The organism is Streptococcus sp. 27098_8_70 (genome assembly GCF_041432215.1).
Taxonomy (GTDB): domain Bacteria; phylum Bacillota; class Bacilli; order Lactobacillales; family Streptococcaceae; genus Streptococcus; species Streptococcus oralis_CP.
The window spans coordinates 318373-331335 of sequence record NZ_JAPVZD010000001.1 but is presented as its reverse complement, the minus strand read 5'-3'; the positions used below and the strand labels follow the sequence as shown (position 1 = coordinate 331335).

The following is a 12963-nucleotide window of genomic DNA, read 5'->3' as shown; positions in this document are numbered from 1 at the left end:
TTATGGACATTTATATTAAGAAAGCCATTATCCATCAGTTCAGCCCAGATGATACCGAGCTGTTTCTAGCGGATAAATTTCTCAATATCACTCCAAAAATCGAAGAATACCTGCGCAAAAAAATCGAACGTGTGTATTCAGATGAAGCCAAGACTGGGATTTTCGAAGAAGAAAATCCCTTCTTCAATCACATCACGGATGATTTGTTGGAGACATCAGTAACACTGGCTAATCTTTGGAAAGAGGAGTTCAGCATTTCTGAAAATCTCAAGACCAATGACTTGGTTTTTGTTCAGTTTTCTAAAGAAGGTGTTGAACATTTCGCTTTCTTGCGAATTGCTCTACGTGAGACCTTGACCCACCTTGGTGGAGAAGTTGATAACCCAATCAAGCTAACTCAGAATAACCTTCCTGGATTTGGAACGGGGGCTGATGAGGCCTTGGTGGTCAATCTTCAAAGTCGCAAGTACCATCTCATCGAAAAACGAATCAAGTATAATGGGACTTTCTTGAATTATTTTTCAGAAAATCTCCTAGCTGTTGCCCCTAAGATTTCGCCAAAAAAATCCATCAAGGAACTGGAAAAAACGGCTCAGAGAATTGCTGAATCTTTTAACACAGATGACTTCCAGTTTCAATCCAAGGTCAAATCAGCGATTTTCAACAATCTGGAAGAAAGCAATGAACTGTCACCTGAAAAATTGGCTAACGACCTTTTTGATAACAATCTGACAGCTCGCTTGAGCTTTATCGACCAAGTCAAGGAAGCTGTACCAGAACCAGTCCAGTTTGATGAAATTGATGCCAGTCGTCAGCTCAAGAAATTTGAAAACCAAAAACTTTCCTTGTCAAATGGAATTGAACTCATCGTTCCCAATAACGTCTACCAAGACGCCGAGTCTGTTGAGTTTATCCAAAATGACAATGGAACCTATTCTATCTTAATCAAAAATATCGAGGATATTCAAAGTAAATAATGTTTAAATTTATAAGAAGAGTGCTTGTGCTAGCAGTCTTCCTTTTCGCAGGATACAAAGCTTATCATATCCATCAGGATGTTAAACAAGTCATGACCTACCAACCCATGGTGCGAGAAATCTTGAGCGAAAGAGATACTCCAGCCAATGAAGAGTTAGTGCTCGCTATGATTTATACCGAAACGAAGGGAAAAGAGCGGGATGTTATGCAGTCTAGTGAGTCTGCTAGTGGCGCTACCAATACCATCAAAGACGATGCCTCTAGTATTCGCCAAGGGGTACAGACTTTAACAGATAATCTCTATTTGGCACAGAGCAAAGGAGTAGATGTCTGGACCGCCGTTCAAGCCTATAATTTTGGACCTGCCTATATCGATTTTATCGCTCAGAATGGCAAGGAAAATACTCTGGCCCTAGCCAAGCGTTACTCCCGAGATACGGTCGCTCCTATCCTTGGCAATACCACTGGAAAGACCTATACCTATATCAACCCCATTTCTATCTTTCACGGAGCCGAACTCTATGAGAATGGTGGAAATTATTACTACTCGAGACAGGTTCGCTTCAATCTCTATATCATGAAATTCTTTAATTTCTTCTAAACATCTGGTTTGACCAGGTGTTTTTTCACTATAAGTTTTCTTTAAGATTGTTTTATTACCCTAGAAAGGTAAAGGAGGGAATACCCCATGAGAAAGAAATTCTTTCTAACAAGTGCTGCAGTATTGTGGGCCGCAACAGCTATGACGAGTGTCCATGCAGCAACCGATGTTCAAAAAGTGATCGATGAAACCTATGTACAACCCGAATATGTTCTAGGTTCTTCTCTATCTGAAGACCAGAAAAATCAAACTCTTAGCAAACTTGGCTATGACGCATCAAAAGACACCAAAGATATTAAAACTATGACACCTGATGTCTATTCGAAAATTATGAATGTGGCTAATGATGCTAGTCTACAGCTCTATTCATCAGCCAAGATTCAAAAGCTGGGGGATAAGTCGCCTCTAGAAGTCAAGATTGAAACGCCTGAAAATATCACCAAGGTGACGCAGGATATGTACCGTAACGCAGCAGTGACGCTGGGAGTGGAGCATGCCAAAATCACAGTTGCAGCACCCATTCCAGTTACAGGTGAGAGCGCCCTAGCTGGGATTTACTACTCGTTAGAGGCCAATGGTGCTAAAGTACCGCAAGCCAATAAGGACTTGGCCCAAGAAGAACTAAAAGCCTTGTCCGATATCAATGCTGAAAACAAGGACAAGTCAGGCTACGATGCCAATAAGCTCAATGTGGCTTTGGCAGATATCAAGGCAGGAATCGCAAAGGCAAAAGAAGCCAAAGGAAATCTGACAGAAGAAGATGTCCGCAAAATCGTTGAAGACACGCTAAAAAACTACAAACTCGATCAGGTTATAACAGGAAACCAGGTCAATATCATCATCAATTTTGCCCTCAACCTCTCAAAGAGTGACATTTTGAACAATGCTGATTTCACTAAAACCCTAAATGACCTCAAGGAAAGCATTGTATCTCAAGCTGGAGATAGTTTTAAAAATATCAATCTCAACTTTGATGCCAATAAAGCGCTAGAAGAGGGGGGCAACTTCTTTAGCTCTCTTTGGCAAGCCATTGTCAACTTCTTCAAGAGTTTTGGTGCTTAGGTCATTTCATGATATAATAGATGGTAACAGAAATGTTGCCGTCTTTTTTTGTCGGCTAATAGAAAGTGAAAAATATGTTAAAGAAAAATGATATTGTAGAAGTTGAGATTGTTGATTTGACTCATGAAGGTGCTGGAGTTGCTAAGGTAGATAGTTTGGTTTTTTTTGTAGAAAATGCTCTACCAACTGAGAAAATCCTCATGCGAGTCCTTAAGGTCAATAAAAAGATTGGCTACGGGAAAGTTGAAGAATACCTTACACATTCTCCGCATCGTAACCAAGACCTTGACCTAGCTTATCTACGCTCAGGTATCGCTGATTTGGGGCATCTTGCCTATCCAGAGCAGCTCAATTTTAAAACCAAACAAGTCAAAGACAGTCTCTACAAGATTGCTTGCATTAGAGATGTAGAGGTTGCTGAAACACTTGGTATGGAGAATCCTGTCAAGTATCGAAATAAGGCCCAGGTGCCCGTTCGTCGAGTGAATGGTGTCTTGGAAACTGGCTTTTTCCGTAAGAATTCGCACGATCTCATGCCCCTTGAAGATTTTTTTATTCAGGATCCTGTCATTGACCAAGTCGTAGTAGCTCTTCGAGACCTGCTACGTCGTTATGATTTGAAACCTTATGATGAAAAGGAACAGTCTGGCTTGATTCGAAACCTCGTTGTGCGACGAGGCCACTATTCAGGACAAATCATGGTGATTTTAGTAACAACTCGTCCTAAAGTTTTTCGTGTTGAGCAATTGATTGAACAACTCATCAAGCAGTTTCCAGAGATCGTGTCTGTCATGCAAAATATCAATGAGCAGAATACCAATGCGATTTTTGGTAAGGAGTGGAAAACTCTTTATGGTCAAGACTATATTACCGACCAGATGGTGGGAAATGACTTCCAAATCGCTGGCCCAGCCTTTTACCAGGTCAATACAGAAATGGCAGAGAAACTTTATCAAACAGCTATTGACTTTGCAGAGTTAAGAGAAGATGATGTGGTGATCGACGCTTATTCTGGTATTGGAACGATTGGATTATCAGTCGCCAAGCACGTCAAGGAAGTCTATGGAGTTGAGGTCATCCCAGAAGCAGTTGGGAATAGCCAGAAGAATGCTACCTTGAATAATATCGCTAATGCACACTATGTCTGTGACACAGCTGAAAATGCTATGAAGAATTGGCTCAAGGAATGTATTCAACCAACGGTCATCTTGGTTGACCCTCCACGCAAGGGCTTGACCGAAAGCTTCATCAAAGCAAGCAGCCAAACAGGAGCAGACCGCATTGCCTATATCTCCTGCAATGTCGCAACCATGGCGCGTGATATCAAACTCTACCAAGAGTTGGGATATGAATTGAAGAAAGTCCAACCGGTGGATTTGTTTCCTCAAACGCACCATGTTGAGGCGGTAAGTTTGCTAGTCAAGGAGTAAAACGACGAAGATTAGCATTTACTTCCGCCCATGCGATAGCTGTCCGTGATTGACAAGTGCTAGCACGCAGACAGAACGGAGATAGCGAACCGCTGAGTGTGTCGCTCTGCTCGTAAAAGCTTAGAAACCTTTGAACGAAAGGGATAATGAAAGCCTTGATTGCAAGGCTTTTTGCTTTATGGTGGGTAAGTATCAGAGTGAGAAAATTTTTGGAATGAGTAGAAGTGATAGCTAGAAATTATCAGTTTCTATTTCCATTTACCCTGTGGGTACGTGTTTGTTTCCATTGACAAGGAGTTTGTGGGAATAGAAATGTACCCACCTTGTTTGAATCAAGTGAAGTGTAGTTGAAGGAAATCTGTTGAAAGCAATACTTCATTTTACCGAATAAGTAATAATTTAGGCAACTTCAAATCGATTAAAAAAAACTATTTTAAAGGTTAAGAGTAGACAAAAATTGTCCACTCTTTTTTGCAAACTCAATTTATCAATAAATGAAATGAGGGAATGTAAAATGAAATATTTTGAGGTTGAGTTAGAAAATCCTGATGAATTTTTAAAACTACAAACAGAAGATTTTGTGAAAGCTAATCGCTTGCTACTAAGGAAGATAATCCAGAGCGTTACAGTCTATGAAGAAAACTTCGTCATATCCTTTAAATCTGGCATCGAATTGGAAGTATGAGTCTCATTCCATAACTTTTATATTGAACATATCATCTTGTTGTGTTATACTATAAATTGATATAAACAAAGATGTAGGAGGAACCGAAACTATGACAGCCTCAATGCGTTTAAGATAAGCTGGCAATAAAAAAAGCAGAATCTATACCCGATGATAGGCTTTTTTGTTGTGCTTATTTATACGATATTGAGCATTCATTAGTTACGGTGAGGATATTGGTTATTTAACTATACCTTTATTTAACTATGTCTTTAATATGAATGTTTCCAAATTGTATGTATGCAGACCAAAAGCCACATTGTGGGGTTTGGCCTGCATTTTTTATTGCCTAGAATGCTATTCAAAATAGAAATTCAAGCAAAATAATATGCAGGAGATAATATAAATGGAAAAATACAACAATTGGAAACGAAAATTTTATGCAATATGGGCAGGGCAAGCAGTATCATTAATCACTAGTGCCATCCTGCAAATGGCGATTATTTTTTACCTTACAGAAAAAACAGGATCTGCGATGGTCTTGTCTATGGCTTCATTAGTAGGTTTTTTACCCTATGCGATTTTGGGACCTGCCATTGGTGTGCTAGTGGATCGTCATGATAGGAAGAAGATAATGATTGGTGCCGATTTAATTATCGCAGCAGCTGGTGCAGTGCTTGCTATTGTTGCATTCTGTATGGAGCTACCTGTCTGGATGATTATGATAGTATTGTTTATCCGTAGCATTGGAACAGCTTTTCATACCCCAGCACTCAATGCGGTTACACCACTTTTAGTACCAGAAGAACAGCTAACGAAATGCGCAGGCTATAGTCAGTCTTTGCAGTCTATAAGCTATATTGTTAGTCCGGCAGTTGCAGCACTCTTATACTCCGTTTGGGATTTAAATGCTATTATTGCCATCGACGTATTGGGTGCTGTGATTGCATCTATTACGGTAGCAATTGTACGTATACCTAAGCTGGGTAATCAAGTGCAAAGTTTAGAACCAAATTTCATAAGGGAGATGAAAGAAGGAGTTGTGGTTCTGAGACAAAACAAAGGATTGTTTGCCTTATTACTCTTAGGAACACTATATACTTTTGTTTATATGCCAATCAATGCACTATTTCCTTTAATAAGCATGGAATACTTTAATGGAACGCCTGTGCATATTTCTATTACGGAAATTTCCTTTGCATTTGGGATGCTAGCAGGAGGCTTATTATTAGGAAGATTAGGGGGCTTCGAAAAGCATGTATTACTAATAACAAGTTCATTTTTTATAATGGGGACCAGTTTAGCCGTTTCGGGAATACTTCCTCCAAATGGATTTGTAATATTCGTAGTTTGCTGTGCAATAATGGGGCTTTCGGTGCCATTTTATAGCGGTGTGCAAACAGCTCTTTTTCAGGAGAAAATTAAGCCTGAATATTTAGGACGTGTATTTTCTTTGATCGGAAGTATCATGTCACTTGCTATGCCAATTGGGTTAATTCTTTCTGGATTCTTTGCTGATAAAATCGGTGTAAATCATTGGTTTTTACTATCAGGTATTTTAATTATTGGCATTGCTATAGTTTGCCAAATGATAACTGAGGTTAGAAAATTAGATTTAAAATAAACAATATTGGAGGAATATTTATGTATCTTATTTTCATGTAACTCTTCCTGCTAAAATCGCAGGGTTTTCCCTGCATACAAGCAAATGAAAGCATGCGATTATAGACAGGAGGAAATGTTATGGAATTAATATTAAAAGCAAAAGACATTCGTGTGGAATTCAAAGGACGCGATGTTTTAGATATAAATGAATTAGAAGTATATGATTATGACCGTATTGGTTTAGTAGGAGCAAATGGTGCTGGAAAAAGCACTTTACTCAGGGTACTTTTAGGAGAATTAACTCCCCCAGGATGTAAAATGAATCGTCTGGGTGAACTTGCCTATATTCCCCAGTTGGACGAAGTAACTCTGCAGGAGGAAAAAGATTTTGCACTTGTAGGCAAGCTAGGTGTTGAGCAATTAAATATACAGACTATGAGCGGTGGTGAAGAAACAAGGCTTAAAATAGCACAGGCCTTATCGGCACAGGTTCATGGTATTTTAGCGGATGAACCTACGAGCCATTTAGACCGTGAAGGAATTGATTTTCTAATAGGACAGCTAAAATATTTTACAGGTGCACTGTTAGTTATTAGCCATGACCGCTATTTTCTTGATGAAATAGTAGATAAAATATGGGAACTGAAAGATGGCAAAATCACTGAGTATTGGGGAAACTATTCTGATTATCTTCGTCAGAAAGAGGAAGAACGTAAGAGCCAAGCTGCAGAATACGAACAATTTATTGCGGAACGTGCCCGATTGGAAAGGGCTGCGGAGGAAAAGCGAAAACAGGCTCGTAAAATAGAACAGAAGGCAAAAGGTTCTTCAAAGAAAAAAAGTACTGAAGACGGAGGGCGTTTAGCTCATCAAAAATCAATAGGAAGTAAGGAAAAAAAGATGTATAATGCTGCTAAAACCCTAGAGCACAGGATTGCGGCCTTAGGAAAAGTAGAAGCTCCGGAAGGCATTCGCAGAATTCGTTTCAGGCAAAGTAAAGCATTGGAGCTCCATAATCCATACCCTATAGTCGGTGCAGAAATTAATAAAGTATTTGGGGATAAGGCTCTGTTTGAAAATGCATCTTTTCAAATTCCGTTAGGAGCAAAAGTGGCGTTAACTGGTGGTAATGGAATCGGAAAAACAACTTTAATCCAAATGATCTTAAACCATGAAGAAGGAATTTCTATTTCGCCTAAGGCAAAAATAGGTTACTTTGCACAGAATGGTTACAAGTACAACAGTAATCAGAATGTTATGGAGTTTATGCAGAAGGATTGTGACTACAATATATCAGAAATTCGTTCAGTGCTAGCATCTATGGGGTTCAAACAGAACGATATTGGAAAAAGTTTATCTGTTTTAAGCGGTGGAGAAATTATAAAATTGTTGCTTGCTAAAATGCTCATGGGTAGATATAACATCCTAATAATGGATGAACCCAGTAACTTCCTTGACATACCAAGTTTAGAGGCTTTGGAAATACTAATGAAGGAGTACACCGGAACTATCGTGTTTATCACCCACGATAAACGATTACTCGAAAATGTAGCAGATGTAGTTTATGAAATTAGAGATAAGAAAATAAATCTGAAACATTAAATTTAAGGTAGTCGCTGGTCAGTATAGTCTGTTCTGGTTGGCGACTCCATTGTTAAAGAGTATAAAGACTTTAGATTTTATGAATATTAAAAATAGGAACAGTCAATTGAACTGCTCCTATTTTTCTGCTAAATATATTGTAGTTTTCTTATATGTATAATGATAGATTAGCGGATTCTCATCTACGGTACTTACTTCAAATATGAAGAAGTGATCGCGGTTATCTCTGGACTTTTCCTTATTGAGGACAAAGTAATTCTTACGTGAAGTCGCCATTGTTTTTAGGATATCATCAGTTAGGAAGGTCAATGGAATATTCATGTTAGAGTAGCGGTAGAAGTCACGTTCAAAATCTTGGTAGCTCTCGCTATAATAGTCCATTTGTAGGTGATTACGCTGAAACTCAAGCTGATTCATAGAGCACCTCCTCGACAAGTTCAATACTAATAATGTCTTTTAATTTCAAATTGATGTGACCTGTTGTAGTTTTTATCAAAATGAAATCTTTGGTCAGACTTGGTATTGTTCCAGTGTAGGAAACACGCTTGTTTTTTTCAATCACTTGAATGCGTGTGCGTAGCTGCCCGGCGTATACTTGACTGAGGAGTAATAATTTCTTCTCTAGTGATAAGTCAGACATGTACGTTACTTTGTTTGTATCATCAGAGAGTGCTGATGCATGTTCAGATAGGAAAAAGCCCATCCATTTTTGCATCTTTGTATCCTGGTACTCTCTTGCTGATTGAAATGGTAAATATGAACGGTCAATCATATCAAATCCTTTCTATGCAGAGGCAAGGGTATTTTTATCAAATTGAATCGTAAAACCTTGAATTCCCCCACCTGTGTAACATTCTTTAAAGCGATTGATTACCTCAGTATAGATTATCACAGATGAGCTTGTTGGCTTAATGCTAAATGTAAATTCCAATGGTAATCGGTTTTCAGATTTAGCATGTACTAGTCGTATCGATATTTCAGTTGTTTTGAGTTTTCTCTGACGAAGTTTTGAAGTTGCTGTTTCAACGATTCCATGTAAAAATCTTTCAAGCATTTCAATATCATTACATCCTTTGCTACGGATTTCTGAAAATTGTACTGTATTTTTTTCTTGTTTCATTTTAATCCCTCCAATCCACCCGCGGAATGACCACCGATAAGTTTACTGCGTTCAATATTTCTGGAACCTTCAGTTAGGACGGTTCCTTTTTGTATGGCTAAAAAACCAAACTGTTCTCTGACAACATCAATAGCTGTCTGAAGTCTATTATCTTTTTCAATTTGTTCTACATCATCAAAGAGTGATAGTAGAGTATAGCTTTCATCTACGAAGCCACTATAAGATACACCAATTTGTCTCACTGCACCAGAGGTGTATTTTTTCGGAATAATACAAGTACATGACTCACCATTGTTTTGGGGAGATTTGCGGGTTCAATTTTATTCTGAGCATTTATAGATTTTTTCATCTCAGTCCTAGAATAGCCAATATGAATAGAAACGACAGTAGTCAATACTAGGGCTACTGTTCCGTTCCACAGTATCATTTAAAAATCATTTTCACACCCTTTCGTCTATTAGTATAGAAGAAAGCTCTCAGCACATGTTGAGGCGGTATCACTGCTTGTACGAGCTGAGGCATCAGCGAAGTAGAAGTAGATGCTCCGCCCATGGGATAGGACTCGTAGAATGAGGAGGGAAACCGACGAAATGATACGGTAAGTCCGAACCGCTGATTGTGTAGCTCTGCTCGTCCGATCTGAGACAGTCGAAAAGTAGAAAGGGATGGTATTGGTATCAATCAATGAGTAACAAAGTAACAGCGTGATTCGAAACATTTGCTTGTAATTTGCGGAGGAACATCAATATGGATGGAATAACAAAAGGTTCTATAAAAACGGCTAAACTAATAAAACAATTATGGCCCCAATTGACCGATAAAGAAGCTTTTGATGAAGTAAAAAAATATACGAATGGCAAAAATACTGCAATCTTTACTGAAGTTGAAGGTGATACAATTGTAGGTCTAGCACTATGTTCACTTAGATTTGATTATGTTGAAGGTTGTAAATATAGTCCTGTTGGATTCTTAGAAGGGATTATTGTCGACGAGGAATATCGTTTAAAGAATATTGCTAAAAATCTCTGTACAAAATGTGAGGAATGGGCGAAAAATAAAGGATGTAAGGAATTTGCAAGTGACTGTACTTTAACGAATACGGATTCTATAAGATTTCATCTCAATATTGGATTTCAGGAGGCAAATAGAATTATTCACTTTAAGAAGAAATTATAATTTAGAAACGTGAATAAACTTGTTTAAATTTTATGTCTCTTTAGAAAGTGTGTTAACTTGAAAGAACAAATTTTTTTGATGGGTGGGAATCCCCCAATAAAAAAATATAGCATTGTTGATAAAATTGTATTATCAAGCAAGATTGAAAGAATTGTTATTTTTACAGTTTTTCGAGAAAATTGGGAACCGTACATGAAAAAGTACACGGAAGTTTTCCAAAGTCAATTTCCTAATCTAAACACTGATTACTTACTTTTGGACACTGAGCAGATTGATTTTGATAGCTATTTAGATGCTGATCTAATCATCATTGGTGGAGGAAATACGGAAAAATATATAGCTACTTATGTCAATCAGGAGTACAAAAATTATATCGATCATATGCTTAATAAAGGGGCAAAAGTTATAGGGTTTTCTGCAGGAGCCCTATTATTAGGAGAAAAAGTCTATTTCTCACCTAATGATAATTCAGATCATCAGATAAAGATAAAAAATGGATTAGGACTCTTTAGTCAGTTTTTAATTAGTATCCATTATGATTCCTGGAATGATAAAGCTAATAAGGATAGAGCAGAAGAACTCGTTAGTGTTCCCATAATTCCACTAAATGATCATTCCTGTCTTGTATTGGATAAACTTGGAAACATTATTGAGAAAATTGACTAGTTTTAATCATGCGAATCTGAATTTACGAAACTAAGGTATTGACGAAATGAATAATGAAAAGCCTTGATTGTAAGGCTTTTTTGTGTTTTTATGATAGAATATAGGTAGTTATAATCGAGAGCAACTAAGAAGCAGTAAAAATATTATTCATAAAATAATCAAAATAAGGAAGATAAAATGACAGAAATTGACAAAAAGAATTTAAAAAATTATCTTTGTTTTACATTTGGAATTACTTATATATCTTGGGGGCTTCTTGCCATCTTTACGCAATCTTATATTTTGGGATTAGAGACATTTATAGGTAGAATATTACATATAGTTGGTGCACTTGGACCAGCTATTGCAAGTGGATTTTATTTAAAAAGTAATAATATAAAATTTAAACATTTTTTATTTAATAAGACAGAAAATAGTAGTATTTATTTCATTTATCATATGTTAGCAATTTTGATACTATTTTCTGTATCTTCCTTAGAATTAAACGGAGTATCAATTTATCTGATGCCATTATTCTTTATACAACTAATTTTTTTTGGTGGTGGACATGAAGAATTAGGATGGAGAGGAATATTACAACCATTACTTGATAAAAAATATACTTATTGGCAATCTAATTTGATTGTAGGATCAGTTTGGGGAATATGGCATCTGCCTTTATGGTTTATAGTTGGAGAAAGTCATCAAGGATTTCCTTTTATTTTATTTTTTATATATACATTATTTTTAAGTTTTGTTTTAGGGCTTCTTTACCGTCAAACAAAATCTGTGGGATACTGTATATTATTTCATGCGTTCGCAAATTTGTTAAATCTCTATTTTGTGTTAAAAATTAATCTTATTTTTATTATCATTTTTATTGGTTATTTGATTTATACTATATTGGCGAGTAATAGAATTAGTAAGGAAACAACATTTTAAAATTTAGATCAGGATATCCATTATTGAAAGTAACGTGTGGTCATTCTAGATAATCAATGTTAGGGACTTTTCTATTTGATGAGACATCACTGCTTGTACGAGCTGATTAAACATGGGTGTAGCTAGTGAAAGTCCTACAGTAAGGAGTTTAAACATGAAATTCCATGAATTTGGTGATAAGAATTTGCCTTCTATTTTACTGATACATGGTGGTGGAAGTTCTTGGTGGAATTATCTTCGTCAAGCACGAATCTTGTCAGAAGAATACCGTATTATTCTACCCACTTTGAATGGCCACGGCGAGGAATATCAACTTGATTATGTTTCTACTGAAGATTCTGCTTTGGAGATTCTAGACTATATCAAAGCAAACTGTGGTGGGAAATTATTTGCAATCGGTGGTGTTTCACTTGGTGGTCAAATTGCCATAGAGCTTTTGTCTTTAGACAGTGAAATTGCTGAGAAGGCCATCATAGATGGAAGCCTCTGCATTCCTCAACCAAGGTTAGCTAAAATCAGCATCTTTCTAGTGTCTCTATTTGGTAAACTGATGTTCAATAAATTCTCTTGCAAACTTCAGTTAAGCATGATGAACAAACTCTATCCTAAACTGGCTTATCCAGAGGAAATAAAAGCTTATTATTTAGAAGATTTGCCAAGGACGCCTGTCAAAACATTGGTGACCATTTACAAAAACTATATGGGGCGTTACAAGCTGAAAGATATGATTTCTGCTAGCAAGGCTCAGGTTCTGTATATCTATGGTGAAAAAGAATTGAACTGCGTGAAAGAATCAGCGAAATTATTTCATCAGCTACATTCAAATACAATTTTGTATGAAGCAAAGGGCTATAACCACGGCTATTTATCAGCTTACCTGCCTTATGAGTGGATTGATTTGGTGGTGCCATTTTTAAAGAGTGACTCATTAGAAATGTGTAACGAATCTGATATGCCATAAGGAGGAATACCATGCTAGGAGCAATTATTGGAGACATTGTAGGTTCAGTTTACGGATGGAACAATATCAAAACGAAGGATTTTCCTTTATTTTGTGAGGATTGTTTTTTCACGGATGATACAGTAAGTCCTAACCGCTGAGTGTTTGAGTTTGTTAGTGAAACGTTGCTAATCCTCA

At 37.1% G+C, this 12963-nt stretch carries 17 protein-coding genes; 12 read left to right on the top strand and 5 right to left on the bottom strand.

Translation table 11 applies throughout. The annotated features are described in order from the left end of the window. Nucleotides 1–2 precede the first annotated feature (2 nt). From O3655_RS01580 to msr(D), 7 genes are all read left to right on the top strand, one after another. Entirely contained in the window at nucleotides 3–977 is a 975-nt protein-coding gene (locus tag O3655_RS01580) for a nucleoid-associated protein (protein ID WP_000356115.1), read from the top strand. After that, on the top strand, nucleotides 977–1579 hold the full coding sequence (locus O3655_RS01575) for a lysozyme family protein (RefSeq protein ID WP_084881242.1): 603 nt from the start codon (nucleotides 977–979) through the stop codon (nucleotides 1577–1579). The genes O3655_RS01580 and O3655_RS01575 overlap by 1 nt, the downstream gene beginning before the upstream one ends. An 87-nt stretch (nucleotides 1580–1666) precedes the next feature. After that, nucleotides 1667–2641, top strand: coding sequence for a DUF1002 domain-containing protein (locus tag O3655_RS01570; protein WP_371641127.1), 975 nt, complete (start codon nucleotides 1667–1669; stop codon nucleotides 2639–2641). Between the two features lie 74 nt (nucleotides 2642–2715). Further along, nucleotides 2716–4071 carry a 23S rRNA (uracil(1939)-C(5))-methyltransferase RlmD gene (gene rlmD, locus O3655_RS01565; RefSeq protein ID WP_371641126.1) on the top strand — a complete coding sequence of 452 codons (1356 nt, stop codon included), beginning with the start codon at nucleotides 2716–2718 and terminating at the stop codon, nucleotides 4069–4071. Nucleotides 4072–4585: 514 nt separating this feature from the next. Then, nucleotides 4586–4756 carry a hypothetical protein gene (locus tag O3655_RS01560; RefSeq protein WP_000873143.1) on the top strand — a complete coding sequence of 57 codons (171 nt, stop codon included), beginning with the start codon at nucleotides 4586–4588 and terminating at the stop codon, nucleotides 4754–4756. A 385-nt stretch (nucleotides 4757–5141) separates the two neighbouring features. Beyond that, a complete protein-coding gene (gene mef(A) / locus O3655_RS01555) occupies nucleotides 5142–6359 on the top strand; it encodes a macrolide efflux MFS transporter Mef(A) (RefSeq protein WP_000417520.1) in 1218 nt (405 codons plus the stop codon). A gap of 119 nt (nucleotides 6360–6478) precedes the next feature. Next, entirely contained in the window at nucleotides 6479–7942 is a 1464-nt protein-coding gene (gene msr(D) / locus O3655_RS01550; protein WP_000420313.1) for an ABC-F type ribosomal protection protein Msr(D), read from the top strand. 117 nt (nucleotides 7943–8059) lie between these two features. On the opposite strand, the gene O3655_RS01545 is transcribed toward msr(D), so the two are convergent. From O3655_RS01545 to O3655_RS01525, 5 genes are all read right to left on the bottom strand, one after another. Beyond that, on the bottom strand, nucleotides 8060–8359 hold the full coding sequence (locus tag O3655_RS01545; RefSeq protein ID WP_001072467.1) for a DUF5960 family protein: 300 nt from the start codon (nucleotides 8357–8359) through the stop codon (nucleotides 8060–8062). Beyond that, a complete protein-coding gene (locus tag O3655_RS01540) occupies nucleotides 8346–8714 on the bottom strand; it encodes a hypothetical protein (RefSeq protein ID WP_000567222.1) in 369 nt (122 codons plus the stop codon). Before O3655_RS01540 ends, O3655_RS01545 begins: the two co-directional genes overlap by 14 nt. A 12-nt stretch (nucleotides 8715–8726) precedes the next feature. Further along, the gene (locus O3655_RS01535; protein ID WP_000806926.1) at nucleotides 8727–9062 is read right to left on the bottom strand and encodes a hypothetical protein; all 336 of its coding nucleotides are present in this window, start codon (nucleotides 9060–9062) and stop codon (nucleotides 8727–8729) included. Further along, a complete protein-coding gene (locus O3655_RS01530; RefSeq protein ID WP_001813542.1) occupies nucleotides 9059–9304 on the bottom strand; it encodes a hypothetical protein in 246 nt (81 codons plus the stop codon). Before O3655_RS01530 ends, O3655_RS01535 begins: the two co-directional genes overlap by 4 nt. A 215-nt stretch (nucleotides 9305–9519) precedes the next feature. Continuing rightward, nucleotides 9520–9780 carry a hypothetical protein gene (locus tag O3655_RS01525; RefSeq protein WP_371641124.1) on the bottom strand — a complete coding sequence of 87 codons (261 nt, stop codon included), beginning with the start codon at nucleotides 9778–9780 and terminating at the stop codon, nucleotides 9520–9522. 29 nt (nucleotides 9781–9809) lie between these two features. Between O3655_RS01525 and aac(6') the strand changes: the two genes are divergently transcribed. From aac(6') to O3655_RS01500, 5 genes are all read left to right on the top strand, one after another. Further along, a complete protein-coding gene (gene aac(6'), locus O3655_RS01520) occupies nucleotides 9810–10238 on the top strand; it encodes an aminoglycoside 6'-N-acetyltransferase (RefSeq protein WP_042902296.1) in 429 nt (142 codons plus the stop codon). Nucleotides 10239–10295: 57 nt separating this feature from the next. Next, a complete protein-coding gene (locus O3655_RS01515) occupies nucleotides 10296–10904 on the top strand; it encodes a Type 1 glutamine amidotransferase-like domain-containing protein (protein ID WP_084945211.1) in 609 nt (202 codons plus the stop codon). 177 nt (nucleotides 10905–11081) lie between these two features. Beyond that, nucleotides 11082–11825 carry a CPBP family intramembrane glutamic endopeptidase gene (locus O3655_RS01510; protein WP_308697040.1) on the top strand — a complete coding sequence of 248 codons (744 nt, stop codon included), beginning with the start codon at nucleotides 11082–11084 and terminating at the stop codon, nucleotides 11823–11825. Between the two features lie 154 nt (nucleotides 11826–11979). After that, nucleotides 11980–12786: an alpha/beta hydrolase gene (locus tag O3655_RS01505; RefSeq protein ID WP_308697039.1), complete on the top strand. Its 807-nt coding sequence runs from the start codon at nucleotides 11980–11982 to the stop codon at nucleotides 12784–12786. An 11-nt stretch (nucleotides 12787–12797) separates the two neighbouring features. Further along, nucleotides 12798–12926, top strand: a complete 129-nt coding sequence (locus tag O3655_RS01500) for an ADP-ribosylglycohydrolase (RefSeq protein ID WP_261014426.1) — start codon at nucleotides 12798–12800, stop codon at nucleotides 12924–12926. Nucleotides 12927–12963: the final 37 nt, after the last annotated feature.